Origin of the sequence: Pseudomonas sediminis, from assembly GCF_002741105.1 — a bacterium.
GTDB classification, from domain to species: Bacteria; Pseudomonadota; Gammaproteobacteria; order Pseudomonadales; family Pseudomonadaceae; genus Aquipseudomonas; species Aquipseudomonas sediminis.
In genome coordinates this window covers 550,913-567,491 of the sequence record NZ_NIQU01000001.1, presented here as the reverse complement: position 1 = coordinate 567,491, position 16,579 = coordinate 550,913, and the positions used below count along the sequence as shown (strand labels likewise).

Annotated in this window: 18 protein-coding genes; 11 read left to right on the top strand and 7 right to left on the bottom strand. The window is 61.4% G+C overall.

The genetic code is table 11. The annotated features are described in order from the left end of the window. The first annotated feature begins 65 nt into the window (after positions 1-65). The 3 genes from CDO35_RS02785 to zapE all read left to right on the top strand — a co-directional run bounded on the left by CDO35_RS02785 (position 66) and on the right by zapE (position 3,366). Positions 66-695, top strand: coding sequence for an alpha/beta hydrolase (locus CDO35_RS02785; protein ID WP_099522470.1), 630 nt, complete (start codon positions 66-68; stop codon positions 693-695). Between the two features lie 121 nt (positions 696-816). After that, on the top strand, positions 817-2,163 hold the full coding sequence (locus CDO35_RS02780) for a tryptophan--tRNA ligase (protein ID WP_099522469.1): 1,347 nt from the start codon (positions 817-819) through the stop codon (positions 2,161-2,163). Between the two features lie 108 nt (positions 2,164-2,271). Then, positions 2,272-3,366 carry a cell division protein ZapE gene (gene zapE / locus CDO35_RS02775; protein WP_099522468.1) on the top strand — a complete coding sequence of 365 codons (1,095 nt, stop codon included), beginning with the start codon at positions 2,272-2,274 and terminating at the stop codon, positions 3,364-3,366. A 146-nt stretch (positions 3,367-3,512) separates the two neighbouring features. Here zapE and CDO35_RS02770 read toward each other — a convergent pair whose 3' ends face one another. Both CDO35_RS02770 and CDO35_RS02765 read right to left on the bottom strand, forming a co-directional pair. After that, a complete protein-coding gene (locus CDO35_RS02770) occupies positions 3,513-4,475 on the bottom strand; it encodes a hypothetical protein (protein ID WP_099522961.1) in 963 nt (320 codons plus the stop codon). A gap of 132 nt (positions 4,476-4,607) precedes the next feature. Further along, a complete protein-coding gene (locus CDO35_RS02765; protein ID WP_166432382.1) occupies positions 4,608-5,513 on the bottom strand; it encodes a GlxA family transcriptional regulator in 906 nt (301 codons plus the stop codon). 247 nt (positions 5,514-5,760) lie between these two features. Between CDO35_RS02765 and CDO35_RS02760 the strand changes: the two genes are divergently transcribed. Continuing rightward, positions 5,761-6,900: an acyl-CoA dehydrogenase family protein gene (locus CDO35_RS02760; RefSeq protein WP_099522466.1), complete on the top strand. Its 1,140-nt coding sequence runs from the start codon at positions 5,761-5,763 to the stop codon at positions 6,898-6,900. A 59-nt stretch (positions 6,901-6,959) separates the two neighbouring features. On the opposite strand, the gene CDO35_RS02755 is transcribed toward CDO35_RS02760, so the two are convergent. After that, positions 6,960-7,997 (bottom strand): NADP(H)-dependent aldo-keto reductase, encoded by a 1,038-nt coding sequence (locus CDO35_RS02755; RefSeq protein ID WP_099522465.1) that lies wholly within the window; start codon positions 7,995-7,997, stop codon positions 6,960-6,962. Positions 7,998-8,244: 247 nt separating this feature from the next. Between CDO35_RS02755 and rplM the strand changes: the two genes are divergently transcribed. The 7 genes from rplM (at position 8,245) to CDO35_RS02720 (ending at position 13,128) form a co-directional block, all read left to right on the top strand. Then, positions 8,245-8,673, top strand: a complete 429-nt coding sequence (rplM, locus tag CDO35_RS02750; protein WP_099522464.1) for a 50S ribosomal protein L13 — start codon at positions 8,245-8,247, stop codon at positions 8,671-8,673. A 14-nt stretch (positions 8,674-8,687) separates the two neighbouring features. Continuing rightward, the gene (gene rpsI, locus CDO35_RS02745; protein WP_003459292.1) at positions 8,688-9,080 is read left to right on the top strand and encodes a 30S ribosomal protein S9; all 393 of its coding nucleotides are present in this window, start codon (positions 8,688-8,690) and stop codon (positions 9,078-9,080) included. 254 nt (positions 9,081-9,334) lie between these two features. Further along, positions 9,335-9,928 (top strand): ubiquinol-cytochrome c reductase iron-sulfur subunit, encoded by a 594-nt coding sequence (gene petA, locus CDO35_RS02740; RefSeq protein WP_099522463.1) that lies wholly within the window; start codon positions 9,335-9,337, stop codon positions 9,926-9,928. Then, positions 9,928-11,139: a cytochrome b gene (locus tag CDO35_RS02735; protein ID WP_099522462.1), complete on the top strand. Its 1,212-nt coding sequence runs from the start codon at positions 9,928-9,930 to the stop codon at positions 11,137-11,139. Before petA ends, CDO35_RS02735 begins: the two co-directional genes overlap by 1 nt. Then, positions 11,139-11,918, top strand: coding sequence for a cytochrome c1 (locus CDO35_RS02730; RefSeq protein WP_099522461.1), 780 nt, complete (start codon positions 11,139-11,141; stop codon positions 11,916-11,918). The genes CDO35_RS02735 and CDO35_RS02730 overlap by 1 nt, the downstream gene beginning before the upstream one ends. Positions 11,919-12,083: 165 nt before the next feature. After that, a complete protein-coding gene (locus tag CDO35_RS02725; protein ID WP_099522460.1) occupies positions 12,084-12,701 on the top strand; it encodes a glutathione S-transferase N-terminal domain-containing protein in 618 nt (205 codons plus the stop codon). 13 nt (positions 12,702-12,714) lie between these two features. Next, positions 12,715-13,128, top strand: a complete 414-nt coding sequence (locus tag CDO35_RS02720) for a ClpXP protease specificity-enhancing factor (protein ID WP_099522459.1) — start codon at positions 12,715-12,717, stop codon at positions 13,126-13,128. 48 nt (positions 13,129-13,176) lie between these two features. Here CDO35_RS02720 and CDO35_RS02715 read toward each other — a convergent pair whose 3' ends face one another. From CDO35_RS02715 to CDO35_RS02700, 4 genes are read right to left on the bottom strand one after another with little or no spacing between them, the layout of a single operon-like run. After that, the gene (locus tag CDO35_RS02715; protein WP_099522458.1) at positions 13,177-13,710 is read right to left on the bottom strand and encodes a BON domain-containing protein; all 534 of its coding nucleotides are present in this window, start codon (positions 13,708-13,710) and stop codon (positions 13,177-13,179) included. After that, on the bottom strand, positions 13,707-14,300 hold the full coding sequence (locus CDO35_RS02710; RefSeq protein ID WP_099522457.1) for a phosphoheptose isomerase: 594 nt from the start codon (positions 14,298-14,300) through the stop codon (positions 13,707-13,709). Before CDO35_RS02710 ends, CDO35_RS02715 begins: the two co-directional genes overlap by 4 nt. Before the next feature lie 25 nt (positions 14,301-14,325). Further along, complete coding sequence (locus CDO35_RS02705; RefSeq protein WP_099522456.1) at positions 14,326-14,685, bottom strand: YraN family protein; 360 nt, start codon at positions 14,683-14,685, stop codon at positions 14,326-14,328. Then, a complete protein-coding gene (locus tag CDO35_RS02700; protein ID WP_099522455.1) occupies positions 14,682-16,490 on the bottom strand; it encodes a penicillin-binding protein activator in 1,809 nt (602 codons plus the stop codon). Before CDO35_RS02700 ends, CDO35_RS02705 begins: the two co-directional genes overlap by 4 nt. Positions 16,491-16,579: the final 89 nt, after the last annotated feature.

Below are 16,579 nucleotides of genomic sequence, written 5' to 3'. Positions count from 1 at the left end.
ATACGTTTACCTCGCAGGCAGTTTGCTAGACGAGTCGACCCGTTGCGGGGTCACGGAGTTCAGTGTTGCTCAGTCGCGAAACCCCTCTTTTCATTCAAGGCCCCGTGGGTCAACTCGAAGCCCTTCTGCTGGAGGTGCCGGACGCCCGAGGCGTGGCGCTGGTCTGCCATCCCAATCCGGTGCAGGGCGGTACCATGCTCAACAAGGTGGTGAGCACGCTGCAGCGCACCGCGCGTGACTGTGGTTATCACACATTGCGATTCAATTATCGCGGCGTCGGCGCCAGTGCCGGTAGCCATGACATGAGCATCGGCGAGGTCGACGATGCCGATGCCGTCGCCGCCTGGCTCAAGGAGGAATACCCGAACCTGCCTGTCACGCTGCTGGGTTTCTCCTTCGGCGGCTTCGTCGCCGCAGCGCTTGGCGCGCGTCTTGAGGCGCAAGGCCAGGTGCCGAGCAAGTTGTTCATGGTGGCGCCGGCGGTGCATCGTCTGACTGCCGAGGCACCGCCGGCTAGCCAGTGCCCGCTGGTGGTGATCCAGCCTGATGCCGACGAGGTGGTCGAGCCACAGGCAGTGTACGACTGGTCGGCCAATCTCGGGCGTGCCCACGAGCTGCTGAAAGTGGCAGAATGCGGTCACTTTTTTCACGGCAAGCTGACGGACTTGAAGGACATCCTTCTGCCGCGTTTATAAAAAACCGTCATTCCCGCGCAGGCGGTAACCCAGAAGGCCGCAGCACCCAGGCTCCCGCCTTCGCGGGAGTGACGGCAAATGAAGGCCTACCACGTCATTGCAGCAAGACAAGCGAATTACTATGACCACCCGTATCCTTACCGGTATCACCACCACCGGCACGCCGCACCTGGGCAATTATGCCGGCGCCATCCGTCCGGCCATCGTCGCCAGCCGCGATCCGCAGATGGACTCTTTCTACTTCCTCGCCGACTACCACGCGCTGATCAAGTGCGATGACCCGGCGCGCATCCAGCGTTCGCGTCTGGAAATCGCGGCCACCTGGCTGGCATTGGGTCTGGATACCGACAAGGCGACCTTCTACCGCCAGTCCGACATCCCCGAGATTCCCGAGCTGTGCTGGCTGCTCACCTGCGTCGCCGGCAAGGGCCTGCTCAACCGCGCCCACGCTTACAAGGCTTCGGTGGACAAGAACGTTGAAGCTGGTGAGGACCCGGACGCCGGCGTGACCATGGGCCTGTTCAGCTACCCGGTGCTAATGGCCGCGGATATCCTGATGTTCAACGCGCAGAAGGTGCCGGTCGGTCGTGACCAGATTCAGCATGTGGAGATGGCGCGCGACATCGGCCAGCGCTTCAATCACCTGTTCGGCAAGGGCAAGGACCTGTTCGTCCTGCCCGAGGTGGTGATCGAGGAGGAAGTGGCGACTCTGCCAGGCCTCGACGGGCGCAAGATGAGCAAGAGCTACGACAACACCATCCCGCTGTTCGGCACAGCCAAGCAGCTCAAGGACGCCGTGGCGCGCATCGTCACCGACTCCAAGCTACCCGGTGAGCCCAAGGATGCCGAGGGTTCGCACCTGTTCACTCTGTACCAGGCCTTCGCCAGCCACGCGCAGCAGGCCGAATTCCGGGCCGAGCTGGAAGGCGGCCTGGCCTGGGGCGAGGCGAAGAATCGCCTGTACCAGCTGCTCGAAGACACCCTGGGCGAGGCGCGCGAGCGCTACAACGCGCTGATCGCTCGGCCGGCCGACCTGGAAGATATTCTCCTTGCCGGAGCCGCCAAGGCGCGCAAGATCGCCACGCCGTTCCTTGGCGAGCTGCGCGAGGCGGTGGGCCTGCGTTCGTTCCGCGAGCAGGTGCAAGTCGCTACTGGCGAGAAGAAGAAAGCCGCCAAGAGTGCACGCTTCGTCAGCTTCCGCGATGAGGATGGCAGCTTCCGCTTCCGTCTGCTGGATGCCGATGGCGAGCAACTGCTGCTGTCGAAATCCTTCGCCGATGGCAAGTCGGCCGGCATGATCAACAAACGCCTGCAAGCCGGCGAGCCGCTGGATGTGCGCGTCGAAGGCCAGGTGTTCGCGGTATGGATCGATGGCCAGAGCGTGGCCAGCAGCCCTGAGTTCGCTGATGGTCAGGCGCTGGAAGATGCCATCGCCCGTCTGCGTGAGGCTTTAGCGCCGCAGGAGTGAGACAGCCGCTTCATACCGGGCGGCGGTTGCCGCCCACGGCAAGATTGCCAATCAACGGGGGCGTCGCTAAAGTGACGCCCCCGTTTTTACTTGCCCGGCTAACGAATCATGACCCCCTTAGAGCGTTATCAGGCCGATCTCAAGCGGCCCGACTTCTTCCATGATGCGGCCCAGGAAAATGCTGTCCGCCATCTGCAGCGTCTGTACGACGAGCTGATTGCGCGCGACCAGAGCAAATCCGGGTTGATGGGCAAGCTGTTCGGCAAGAAGCCGCAGGGGCCGGTCAAGGGCCTGTATTTCTGGGGTGGCGTCGGACGCGGCAAGACCTACCTGGTCGATACCTTCTTCGATGCGCTGCCGTTCGAGCAGAAGATGCGCACTCACTTCCACCGCTTCATGAAGCGCGTACACGAGGAGATGAAGACCCTCAAAGGTGAGAAGAACCCGCTGACCATCATCGGCAAGCGTTTCGCCGACGAGGCACGGGTGATCTGCTTCGACGAGTTCTTCGTCAGCGACATCACCGATGCCATGATTCTCGCCACGCTGATGGAAGAGCTGTTCAAGAACGGCGTTTCCCTGGTCGCTACGTCCAACATCGTGCCGGACGGCCTTTACAAGGACGGCCTGCAGCGCGCGCGCTTCCTGCCGGCCATCGCCCTACTCAAGCAGCATACCGACATCGTCAACGTCGACAGCGGCGTCGACTACCGTCTGCGCGCGCTGGAGCAGGCTGAGTTGTTCCACTTCCCGCTCGGCCCGGCTGCCGAGGAGAGTCTGCTGACCAGCTTCCGCAGCCTGCTACCGGACTGCACCCACATGGTGGAGAACGAGGCGCTGATGATCGAGAACCGCGCGATCCACGCCGTGCGGGTCTGCGAGGACGTGGCTTGGTTCGAATTCCGTGAGCTGTGCGATGGCCCGCGCAGCCAGAACGACTACATCGAACTGGGCAAGATCTTCCATGCGGTGATCCTGGCCAACGTCGAGCAGATGAGCGTGGCCAAGGACGACATGGCGCGACGCTTCATCAACCTGGTGGACGAGTTCTACGACCGTAACGTCAAGCTGATCATCTCTGCCGAGGTGGAGCTCAAGGATCTCTACACCGGCGGTCGCCTGAGTTTCGAGTTCCAGCGCACGCTGAGCCGCCTGCTGGAAATGCAATCGCACGAATTCCTCTCGCGCCCACACCGGCCCTGACGGAAGGCGATATGAAAAAGGCGACCCACAAGGTCGCCTTTTTCATTTGGTGCGACTCCCCGTGGGGGGGGGGGGCGCCATGCGCACCGCAACCTTGGATGTTCGCGGCTCGTTCGGTGCGCGCGTTGCAGTCTGCGGTCGGCCTTTCAGTTCTTCGCCAGTTTCAGTTGGTGCTGGGCGAGGATCTTCTGCGCATGCGCCACTTCCAGCGCCTCCATGGCACTGATCGGTTTTATCGCCACGGCGCGCTTGAGATGTTCGATGACCTTGTCTTCTTCGTCATCGCCGTACACGTAGGTCAGTGCATTGGCATATTCGTAATGGCCGATGGGCAAGTCATCGCGGGCCTGGAAGCTGCGCTGGAAGTACTTCTCCATGTTGTCCGCACTGACGCCGTAGGTCATCTTGCCCACCAGTTTGCCGACCTTGCGGATCACCCCGGCTTCATAGCCGCCGTACAGCGCCAGGGCGAAGGGTTGCTTGGGCTGTTTGGCGAGCAGGGCAGCGAGCTCCTGGGGAATCTGCGAGGTGTAGCCACGCTTGAGCACCACGGGCACTGACAATTCTTCACCCAGGCGTGCCTTGGCGTAGACGCGGCCGAACTGCGCGACGATGTCGGCCTGGATCAGTTCGCCTGCGTCGTCGGTATGGACAATCACCTCTTCGAGCAGGCGATGTTTCTCGGTTTGATCGGGCACCAGGAACATGGCGTAGATCACCTGGGCGAACATCGCCGGTATCTGGCCGCCAACGCCTAGTGCCATACCCTGTTCCTTGGCCTGGGCGAAGTCACCGCGGAACAGCAGGCGCCAGACTTCCTGCAGTTTCTGCGCATAGGCTTCGGCCTCCTCAGGCTTGCCGCTAAAGCCGGTGCCGGCCGCCACGGTTTTCCCTAGGGTTTGTGGATGTTGGCTGGCCATGCTCACCACCCAGCCGGCGTCAGGGAAGGGATAGTCACCGAAGCCGCGTGTCAGCTGCGGCCAGGCCTGGCGCAGCTTGTCGCCGCTGTAGTCATAGGCGCTCTGGTCGAGGGGAAAGGGTTTCCAGTTATCGGCCGCCACAGCGCTGAGGCTGCAGGTGGCAAGCAGGGCAATCAATAAACGGCGCATGGCGGTGAACCTGTTGTTTTTATGTTCACCGTCGATCATAGGGCGCTGCGGCAGGGCGCCAACCTAACCAAGGGTGGGCTGGCGCTGTGCCGGTCGGGTGAAATCCTGCGGTCTTGCCCGTTCGCGGCGACCTCAGGCTTGGTTGTCTTTCTGCTGGAACTGGCGGCGGTACTGGTTGGGTGACAATTCGGTGTGCTGACGGAACAGGCGGGCGAAGAAGCTCGCATCGTCGTAGCCCACTTCGTAGCTGATGGTCTTGATGCTCTTGCGTGTGGAGGAGAGCAGGCTCTTGGCTGTTTCGATACGCAGGCGCTGCAGGTAGTGCAGGGGTTTGTCGCCGGTGGCGCCCTGAAAGCGGCGCATGAAGTTGCGGATGCTCATGCCGTGTTCGCGCGCCACGTCCTCGAAGCGGAACTTGTCGGCGTAGTGTTCTTCCAGCCAGTGCTGGATCTGCAGCACGGTGACGTCCTGGTGCAGCTTCTGCCCACCAAAGCCTATGCGCCCGGGGGTGTAGCTGCGCTGCACTTCGTAGAGGATGTCACGTGCCACGCCCTGGGCCACGCCGGCCCCGCAGTAACGCTCGATCAGATAAATATAGAGGTCGCAGGCCGAGGTGACGCCGCCGGCGCAGTACAGGTTGTCGGCGTCGGACAGGTGTTTTTCCTGATTGAGCAGCACCTTGGGAAAGCGCTCGGCGAATTCGCGGAAGAAGCGCCAGTAGGTAGTAGCCTCCTTGCCATCGAGCAGGCCGGCTTCGGCCATCCAGAATACGCCGCTGGCCTCGCCGCAAATCGCCGTGCCATCGGTGTGCTGACGCTTGAGCCAGTCCAGTACCTGCGGGTAGCGCTTGCACAGGGCGTCGAAGTCGTCCCAGAAGGCGGGCAGGATAATCACGTCGCAGCTGTCGAGGCCGCCGTCCACCGGCAGGCGGACATTGCTGAAGCTGTTCACGGGCAGGCCGTCCGGGCTGACCAGGTGGATATCGAACGGCGGCGCAAAGCCAAGCCCCTGTTGCTTGGCATAACGGATGCCCGCCATATGGAAGAAGTCCTTGGCCTGCATCAGGGTGGAAGCGAAGACGCCATCGGTGGCGAGAATGCTGACACGACGCAAGGTCGTACGCGGCTGCGGGATAACCATAGGTATTTGTTCTTATTCAAGGCTAAGTGGTCATGCGACGGCTGGATCGTCTTATTTTTTGGCGTTTGTGTCCAGTGTGACCAAGCGGTTGCTTGGCTAAAGTCGAGGCCTTGTTTTTCTCTTCGCCTCGGATACAGGTAGCGCCATGATCCCCAGAACGATATTCAGCTCCGACCATGAATTGTTTCGCGACAGCGTGCGCAAGTTTCTCGAGCAGGAGGCCGTTCCCTATCATCATCAGTGGGAGAAAGACGGTCATGTCGATCGCGCGCTGTGGAACAAGGCGGGTGAGGCCGGCATGCTCTGCTCGCATATCCCCGAAGAGTACGGCGGCATGGCGGCCGATTTCCTCTACAGCACCGTGGTGATCGAGGAGATAGGGCGCCTGGGGCTGACCGGCATTGGCTTCTCCCTGCACTCGGATATCGTCGCGCCCTACATCCTGCATTACGGCAGTGAAGCGCAGAAGCAGCATTACCTGCCCAAGCTGGTCAGCGGCGAGATGGTTACTGCTATCGCCATGACAGAGCCGGGCGCCGGTTCCGACTTGCAGGGCGTGAAGACCACTGCCGTGCTCGATGGCGACGAATATGTGATCAACGGCTCGAAGACCTTCATCACCAACGGCTGGCTGGCCGATCTGGTGATCGTCGTGGCCAAGACCGACCCAAAGGCAGGCGCCAAGGGCACCAGTCTGTTCCTGGTCGAGGCCAACACGCCCGGGTTCTCAAAGGGCAAGCGCCTGGAGAAGGTGGGCATGAAGGCGCAGGACACCTCCGAGCTGTTCTTCCAGGATGTGCGCGTACCCAAGGAAAACCTCCTGGGTCAGCCGGGCATGGGCTTCGCTTATCTGATGCAGGAATTGCCGCAGGAACGCTTGACCGTGGGCATCGGCGCCCTGGCTTCGGCGGAGGCGGCGCTGCAGTGGACGCTCGATTACACCCGGGAGCGCAAGGCCTTCGGCAAGGCGGTGTCGGACTTCCAGAACACCCGCTTCAAGCTGGCCGAAATGGCGACGGAAATTCAGGTCGGCCGGGTATTCGTCGACCGCTGTCTGGTGCTGCACCTGAACGGCAAGCTCGATGTGCCCACCGCCGCGATGCTCAAGTACTGGGGGACCGACCTGCAATGCAAGGTGCTCGACGAGTGCGTGCAGCTACACGGTGGCTACGGCTACATGTGGGAGTACCCGGTGGCGCGGGCCTGGGCCGATGCACGGGTGCAGCGCATCTACGCCGGGACCAACGAGATCATGAAGGAGATCATCGCTCGCTCCCTGGTCTGAGGGTGGTTGATGGCAATAAAAAGCCCGGCATTGTGCCGGGCTTTTTATTGCGCGCTGGATCAGGGCGCCGGGTTGGGCTGCGCCTTGTGAATTGCCTCGATACCGGCGATCACTTCATCGGAGAGCTTCAGCTCGGCGCTGGCCAGGTTGCTGTCCAGTTGCTCCAGGCTGGTGGCGCCGATGATGTTGCTGGTCACGAACGGCTGCGCGGTGACGAAGGCCAGGGCCATTTGCGCTGGGTCCAGGCCGTGCTCGCGGGCCAGGGCGACGTAGCGCGAGCAGGCTGCCTCCGACTGTGGGTTGGTGTAGCGGGCGAAGCGGCTGAACAGGCTGATGCGTGCGCCAGCCGGACGGGCGCCTCCTTCGTACTTGCCGCTGAGCATGCCAAAGGCCAGTGGCGAGTAGGCCAGCAGGCCGCATTGTTCGCGAATCGCCACTTCCGCCAGACCCACTTCGAAGGCGCGGTTGAGCAGGTTGTAGGGGTTCTGGATCGACACGGCACGCGGCCAGCCACGGCTTTCGGCCAGCTGCAGGAACTTCATGGTGCCCCACGGGGTTTCGTTGGACAGACCGATATGACGGATCTTGCCGGCTTTGACCTGCTCGTCGAGCACTTCCAGGGTTTCTTCCAGTGGCGTGAATTCAGCGTCCTTGTGCTTGTAGTCGAGCTGGCCGAAGAAGTTGGTCGGACGCTCCGGCCAGTGCAACTGATAGAGGTCGATCCAATCGGTCTGCAGGCGTTTGAGGCTGGCATCCAGGGCGGTGACGATGTGCTGGCGGTTGAATTTCAGCTGGCCGTCGCGGATATGGCTGATGCCATTGCCGGGGCCGGCGATCTTGCTGGCCAGAATCCAGTCGGCGCGGTCGCCACGCTGTTTGAAATAGCTGCCGATGATCTGCTCGGTCTTGCTGTAGGTTTCGGCGCGCGGCGGTACCGGATACATCTCGGCGGTGTCGATGAAGTTGATGCCGCTGGCCTTGGCCCGCTCGATCTGGGCATGGCCTTCGCTCTCGCTGTTCTGCTCGCCCCAGGTCATGGTGCCCAGGCACAGTGCGCTGACATCGAGATCGGTTCGGCCTAGCTTGCGGTATTCCATGAGGTGCTCCTTCGGCAAAAGAGTCATACAAGCAGGTTGAAATTTTTTTCGCAATCAGGATAATCCGGCACCTCTTTCTGCGGTGGAAGTGATGCGCCGCCTGCCGAAGAATCTTGCCGTATTGTGGACGCGCTGACCCGAGCCCCCGATAGCTTCCGTATGCGGCTGCCTTTGACTTGTCAAAGTACGCACTATCCAGTAAGATCCGCCGTCTATTTTTGCTGGGCGGCCCCTGAGGCTATAAAGAATGAAAACTTTTACTGCTAAACCGGAAACAGTAAAACGCGATTGGTTCGTCGTTGATGCTGCTGGCAAGACCCTGGGTCGTCTGGCCACCGAAATCGCGAGCCGTCTGCGTGGCAAGCACAAGCCTGAGTACACTCCTCACGTTGATACCGGCGACTACGTCGTCGTAATCAATGCCGAGCAGGTGCGTGTGACTGGTGCCAAAACCAGCGACAAGATGTACTACTCCCACTCCGGCTTCCCGGGCGGCATCAAAGAGATCAACTTCGAGAAGCTGATCGCTCGTGCTCCTGAGCGCGTGATCGAGACTGCGGTCAAAGGCATGCTGCCGAAGAACCCGCTGGGTCGCGACATGTATCGTAAGCTGAAGGTGTACAAGGGTGCTGTTCACCCGCACACCGCTCAGCAGCCCCAAGAACTGAAGATTTAACGGAATAGTTCATTATGTCGGCGACTCAAAATTACGGCACTGGCCGTCGCAAGACTGCAACCGCGCGCGTTTTCCTGCGTCCGGGTACTGGTAACATCTCGATCAACAATCGCACCCTGGACACCTTCTTCGGTCGCGAAACCGCTCGCATGGTCGTGCGTCAGCCGCTGGAGCTGACCGAGACCGTCGAGAAGTTCGACATCTTCGTCACCGTTGCTGGTGGTGGTGTCAGTGGTCAAGCTGGTGCTATCCGTCACGGCATCACTCGCGCTCTGATCGAGTACGACGAAACCCTGCGCAGCCCGCTGCGTAAAGCCGGTTACGTTACTCGCGACGCCCGTGAAGTCGAGCGTAAGAAAGTCGGTCTGCGTAAAGCGCGTAAGCGTCCGCAGTACTCGAAGCGTTAATCGCGACTACGCTTCCAAAAGCGCCCAGTTTCCTTACGGAGCTGGGCGTTTTTTATGGGCATGGCAAAATGCTGCGACAACGTGCCGCATACGCGTAAGCCGCATCCTCCAAGGCTTTCGCCGCCCTCTTCGGGGGTAATTACCTTGTCAGAAAAGGGGCTTTTCTTTACCATTTGGCGAATTTTTTGCGCGGCCCGATTTTTACTTAGTAGAGGCCTGAACAACAGGCCACAAAGCTGATGGGAGACGACTGAATGAGCAATGACGGCGTGAATGCAGGCCGGCGTCGCTTCCTGGTTGCAGCCACCTCCGTGGTGGGTGCTGCAGGGGCGGTAGGTGCTGCGACTCCGTTCGTGGGGTCATGGTTCCCCAGTGCAAGGGCCAAGGCGGCCGGTGCACCGGTGAAGGTGAACGTCAGCAAGATCGAGGCGGGTCAGCAGATGGTTGCTGAGTGGCGCGGTCAGCCGGTATTCATCGTGCGCCGTACCGAGGAGATCCTGGCCAACCTGACCAAGATCGAAGGTAGCGTGGCTGACCCCGAATCCGCTGCCTCCGTGCAGCCGGAGTACGTGGACAAAAAGACCCGTTCGATCAAGCCCGAACTGCTGGTCCTGGTTGGCCTGTGCACCCACCTGGGCTGCTCGCCGTCCTTCCGTCCGGAAGTGGCACCGGCCGATATGGGGCCGGATTGGGTTGGCGGTTATTTCTGCCCCTGCCATGGTTCCCGTTACGACCTCGCCGGTCGCGTGTACAAGGCGCAGCCGGCGCCGTTGAACCTGCCGGTGCCGCCATACAGCTACGAGACGGATGACATCATCGTCGTCGGTGTGGACCAGGAGAAGGCCTGATGAGCAAATTCATGGAATGGGTGGATGCGCGCTTCCCCGCCACCAAGATGTGGGAAGATCATCTCTCCAAGTACTACGCACCGAAGAACTTCAACTTCTTCTACTTCTTTGGCTCGCTGGCACTGCTGGTGCTGGTCAACCAGATCGTTACCGGTATCTGGCTGACCATGAGCTTCGAGCCTTCGGCTGAGGGTGCTTTCGCCTCCGTCGAATACATCATGCGTGACGTCGAGTACGGCTGGATCCTGCGCTACCTGCACTCCACCGGCGCTTCGGCGTTCTTCGTGGTGGTCTACCTGCACATGTTCCGTGGCCTGCTCTATGGTTCCTACCAGAAGCCACGTGAGCTGGTGTGGATCTTCGGCATGCTGATCTATCTGGTGCTGATGGCCGAAGCCTTCATGGGCTACCTGCTGCCGTGGGGCCAGATGTCCTACTGGGGCGCCCAGGTGATCATCTCGCTGTTCGGTGCCATTCCGGTGATTGGCGATGACCTGACTCAGTGGATCCGTGGTGACTACCTGATTTCCGGCATCACCCTGAACCGCTTCTTCGCCCTGCACGTGATCGCGCTGCCGATCGTCCTGCTCGGCCTGGTCGTGCTGCACATCCTGGCGTTGCACGAAGTAGGTTCGAACAACCCGGACGGTGTCGACATCAAGAAATTCAAGGACGAGAACGGTGTACCGCTCGACGGCATCGCCTTCCACCCTTACTACACCGTGAAAGATATCGTCGGCGTAGTGGTGTTCCTGTTCGTGTTCTGCTTCGTGGTGTTCTTCTTCCCGGAAATGGGCGGTTACTTCCTCGAGAAGCCGAACTTCGAAGCGGCCAACCCGTTCAAGACACCTGATCACATCGCACCGGTTTGGTACTTCACCCCGTTCTACGCGATCCTGCGTGCGGTACCGGACAAGCTGCTCGGCGTTATTGCCATGGGCGCTGCCATCGCGGTGCTGTTCGTGCTGCCCTGGCTCGACCGTAGCCCGGTCAAATCCATGCGCTACAAGGGGTGGCTGAGCAAGATCTGGCTGGTGGTGTTCTGCATTTCCTTCGTCATCCTCGGCGTACTGGGTGTGCTGGCTCCGACCCCGGGTCGTACTCTGCTGTCGCAGGTGTGCACCTTCCTGTACTTCGCGTACTTCATCCTGATGCCGTTCTACACCAGGATGGAGAAGACCAAACCGGTTCCGGAAAGGGTGACTGGCTGATGAAAAAGCTCTTCGCTGCATTTGTTTTCGCTGCGCTGCCGGCTCTGGCCATGGGCGCTGCCAGCAACTACCCGCTGGACAAGGTCGACATCGATCTGGCCGACAAGGCTGCCATGCAGGACGGCGCGCGTACCTTCGCCAACTACTGCATGGGCTGCCACTCGGCCCAGTACCAGCGTTACGAGCGTGTTGCCGATGACCTCGGCATCCCGCACGAAATCATGCTGGACAACCTGGTGTTCAACGACGCCAAGATCGGCGACCACATGAAGATCGGCATGAAGCCGGACGACGCCAAAGCCTGGTTCGGTGCTGCTCCGCCCGACCTGACCCTGGTTGCTCGTGTGCGTGGTAACGACTGGCTGTACACCTACCTGCGCACCTTCTACGCAGACCCGAGCCGTCCGCTGGGCGCTAACAACAAGGTGTTCCCGAACGTCGGTATGCCCAACGTATTGGTTGGCTTGCAAGGCAATCAGGTCATCGGTTGCAAGCAGGTTCAGGTCGTCACCGACGGCAAGAAGCAGTTCGACCCGCTGACCGGTGCACCGATCACGCACGAGGCCTGTGATCAGTTGACCGTCGAGGCGAACACCGGCACGCTGAGCGAGGCCGAGTTCGACGAGAAGGTGAAGAACCTGGTGACCTTCCTGGCCTATTCGGCCAACCCGGTCAAGCTGAAGTCCCAGCGTATCGGCACCTATGTGCTGTTGTACCTGGCGTTCTTCTTCGTGTTCGCCTACTTGCTCAAGCGTGAGTACTGGAAGGACGTGCATTAAACCGTTGCGGTTCTCTGCATATACCTGCGCGCCCTTATGGGCGCGCAGGTTTTTGTGCCCTGTCATTCCGGGTGGCCACCTTGCGGTGTGTCACTTGCAACTTCAAGAATTGCCCTTGGCAATTTTCGTGTTTCTACAAAATCAAAAAAAGCGAGGAGGATCGCCATGGCGGTGACCAATAGGTTGACCTGCTACTCCGACCCCGCCGACCACTATTCCCATCGCGTGCGTCTGGTGCTCGCCGAGAAAGGTGTCAGCGTCGAGATCATCGATGTCGAGCAGGGCCATTGTCCGCCCAAGCTTGCCGAGGTCAATCCCTACGGCAGCGTGCCTACGCTGGTTGATCGTGACCTGGCGCTGTACGAATCGTCCGTGGTGATGGAGTATCTGGACGAGCGCTACCCGCATCCACCACTGCTGCCGGTCTATCCGGTTGCTCGCGCCAACAGTCGTCTGCTGATGCATCGTATCCAGCGTGACTGGTGTGTGCTGGTCGACCGTATTCTCGACAAGCGCAGCAAGGAGGCCGAGTGTCAGTTGGCGCGCAAGGAGCTGCGCGAAAGCTTGACCGGTGTATCGCCGCTATTCGCAGACAAGGCATTCTTTCTCAGTGAAGAGCTGAGTCTGGTGGATTGCTGTCTGTTACCCATTCTCTGGCGTCTGCCTGTTCTGGGTATCGAACTGCCGCGTCCGGCTAAGCCGCTGCTCGACTATATGGAGCGTCAGTTCGCTCGTGAGGCCTTTCAGGCCAGTCTTTCCGCTGCCGAGCGCGCGATGCGCTAAGAAGGAGGAAACCATGAATTCCAGTCGTCCCTATCTGGTTCGCGCCCTCTATGAGTGGATCGTCGACAACGATTGCACGCCGCATCTTCTGGTCAATGCCGAGTATCCGGGGGTGCAGGTGCCGTCGGGCTTCGCCAGCGACGGCCAGATCGTGCTCAATGCATCGCCCAGTGCGGTGCGTCACCTGCACATGGACAATCAGGCGGTGAGTTTCGAAGGTCGCTTCGGCGGCGTTGCGCACAGCCTTTACATTCCGGCGGCGGCGATTCTGGCGATCTATGCGCGAGAGAATGGCCAGGGCATGGTTTTCGACATGGAGCCGTCGATGGCGGGCAGCCCTGAGGAATCGGGGCCTGACGATGATGGTCCGTCTGATGACGAGCCGCCGCGTCCCAGTGGCCGGCCGAGCCTGAAAGTGGTCAAGTAAACAATGAAAAGGGCGCCCATGGGCGCCCTTGTCGTTTCTGCGTTTGGATCAGTTGGTGTATTCGAACAGGCGCACGACCCGCTGCACACCCGACACACTCTGTACCACGCGGGTGGCGGCGTTGGCTTCTTCGCGGGTGACCAGGCCGAGCATGTAGACGATGCCGTTCTCGGTGACGACCTTGACTCGTGCGCTCGGTACGCTGCTGTCGGCCAGCATTTGCGTCTTGATCTTGGTGGTCAGCAGCGAATCGTTGCTGCGTGCCAGCAGGGAGGCGGGTTGCTGCACCTGCAGTTCGTTGTAGACCTTCTTCACGCCCTGCACGTTGCGGGCTGTCTGCGCAGCGCGATCCTTGAGTTCGCTACGCGGGGTTTGCCCGGCAAGCAGTATCACGCCGTTATAGCTGGTGACCACGATGCGCGAGGTCGGGGTGGACAGGTCGGCGTGCGCATTGCTGATGCGCGATGCGACTTCCGGACCGAGGAACTGGTCATCGATCTTGTTGCCGATGCTGCGACTGCCGCAGCCTGCCAGGGTCAGGGTAACGGCCAGAGCGGCCAGAATCAGGGCGGAACGCTTCATTCTTCACTCCCAAACAATTGACTATCGATCAGGTCGCACAGGCAGTGGATCGTCAGCAGGTGGACTTCCTGAATGCGTGCGGTGACTTTGGCTGGAACACGGATTTCGACGTCCTCCGGTAGCAACAGCGAGGCCATGCCGCCGCCGTCGCGGCCGGTGAGGGCGACCACGGTCATCTCGCGATCATGTGCAGCTTGAATGGCCTGGATGACATTCGCTGAGTTGCCGCTGGTGGATATCGCCAACAGCACATCGCCGGGTTGGCCGAGTGCGCGGATCTGCTTGGAGAATATCTCGTTGTAGCTGTAGTCGTTGGCGATCGAGGTAATGGTCGAGCTGTCGGTGGTCAGAGCGATGGCCGGCAGGCTCGGACGTTCACGCTCGAAGCGGTTGAGCAGCTCGGAGGAGAAATGTTGGGCATCACCGGCAGAGCCGCCGTTGCCGCAGGTGAGAATCTTGCCCTCGTTGAGCAGGGCCTGGACCATCACCAGGCTGGCGTGCTCGATATAGGGTGCCAGGACGTCCATGGCCTGTTGCTTGGTGTCGATGCTGGCTTGGAACAGCTGGCGGATTCGGGATTGCATGTCCATCGGTTAAACCTTGAATGTACGGCCGTCAAGCATCGAAGGCGTTTTTGATCCAGTCGAGGCGAGTGGCGCCGCCAGTGCTGATGGCGACCACATCGAAGCGGCAGGGGTAGCGGGCCCAGCGTGAGTGTTGCTGAAGGAAGAGTTCGGCGGCGATGACCAGCTTGCCACGCTTGCGCGCATCGATGCTCTCCAGGGCGCCGCCCCAGGCGCTGTGGCGACGGGCGCGGACCTCGACGAATACTACTGTATCGCCGTCGAGCATGACCAGATCGAGCTCGCCACGCCGACAGCTCCAGTTCTGTTCGATCAGTTGCAGGCCGTTACGTTCCAGATGCTGGCGAGCCGCCTGTTCGGCGGCTCGTCCCAGATCGTTGTGTGCGCTCAATTGATGCTGTCGGGGAGGCGTTGCACCTGGCCGCCACGGAACTCGGCCCAGGGCAGCTGGCGCTCGATGCGCTGGGTGGCGTTCAGGCTGAGGCTGCCGGACAGGCCGTCGATACGCGACTCCGGCAGTGCCTTGAGTTGGCCCAGGCGTGGTGCCAGGCGGTAGGCGTCGGCACCCATGGCGTAGAGGCGGCCGAGGCTGCCGCCGGCCTGCGGCCACTGGTTGCTGACCTCCTGACGCAGTGGTGCGTGGGTATCCAGCAGCCAGGGGGTTTCGCAGAAGCGGATGCCTTCCAGGTCCTGATATTGGGCCTGGCTATGAGCGCCGGTGAACAGGTGCGAGGTGGCGTAGACCGGCACGTCGCCGGCGTACTGGAAGGCCAGGGTCGGTTTGATCTGCTGGGCCTGTTGCGGGGTGGCGGCGAGGAAGATGAAATCGATGTCCTGGCGGCGCGCCGGCTGTGCATCCAGGCTGGTGCCCAGGGTGTTCTGCAGGCGGCGGGCGCGGGCTTCGCTTTCACGCAGCTGGAACAGGTCGGCGATCTGGCGGGCCAGCTCGACCGGTTGATCGACGTGCTCGGCGGCGATCAGGGTGCCGCCCTGCGCCTGCCAGCTCTGGCGGAAGGCATCCAGCACTCGGTCACCCCAGTCGCCGCGCGGCACCAGTGCCACTGCACGGCGCATGCCGTCGTTCCAGGCACGGCGAGCCACTTCGCGGGCTTCGTCCTCGGCGGCCAGGCCAAACTGGAACAGCTGTGCCGGGCCTTCCTGGCCTGCATCGCTGTAGTTCAGGGCAAGGGTGGTGATTGGCAGTTGTTCGCGGTCGCTGAGCTGCTTGACCAGCGGTTTTTCCAGCGGGCCGACTACCAGCTGCACGCCGTCGGCTTGTGCCTGCTGGTAGAAAGCGTCCAGCGAGCCGATGCGGGAGCTGTCGTACAGTTTGATGTCTGGCGGATTCTGTCCAGCTTGCTGGGCTTCGTAATGCGCGGCGAGAAAGCCGTCACGCAGGGCGCGGGCAACGCTGGCCAGTTGGCCTTCCTGTGGCAGCAGCAGGGCGATGCGGGTCAGTGGCTGGCTGGCCAGTTCGCGCAGTTTGCCGAGGGCCTCGGGCAGTTGTTCGGCAGCCGGGTGCTGCGGGTTCTGTGCTACCCACTGGTCGATGGCTGCTTGCTGCTGCTCCAGTGTGGCGCTGCTTTTAGTCACTTGGGCCAGCTCCAGCCAGCCAGCCAGGTCACTGTCGGCCCCGGCGGAGGTTTGCGCCGGCAGGGTGGAGACCAGAGCCCAGATATTCTCGTGGTTGTCGTGGGCGGCCTGGCCGCTCAGCAGGGGGGCGATGAATACGCGTTCGCGGGCGGCGGCCAGGGTCTGACCGTCGGCTTCGAGGGCGCGGGCACGGACCAACTGTGTGCGGATCTGCTGCTCGACCGGCAGCTCTGCCAAGCGTTCGAAGCTGGAGTGTTGCAGGGCTTTCAGCGCGCTCTTGGGTTGCTTGCGGGCCATCGCCAGCTCGGCCTTGAGGGTGCTGGCGAAGATCTGTTGAGCGGGTTGCAGGTTGGCGATGTCGACCTGCTCGAGAATACGGGTGGCGCGCGCCACGTCATTCTGCTGGTAACTCTGGTCAGCTGCCGACAGGCGTAGCAGGGCAGCCTGCTCCGGTTTGCTCTCGGCGGCTTGCTGAAGCATCTGCTCGATGCTGGCTTGTGGCGTGCGCGGAAGTTGGCCCAGATTGTTGGAGGGCGAGCTGGCGCAGGCGGCGAGCAGGCCGGCCAGAAAAAGAGCAGACAGAGGGCGCAGGCTAGCGATCATCGGGTCATCCTGATACTTGAGCAAAACGAGCGGCGATTGTACCCAAGGGGCGACATCCGTGCGATGCCACTGGGGCGGAACCGGCTAGA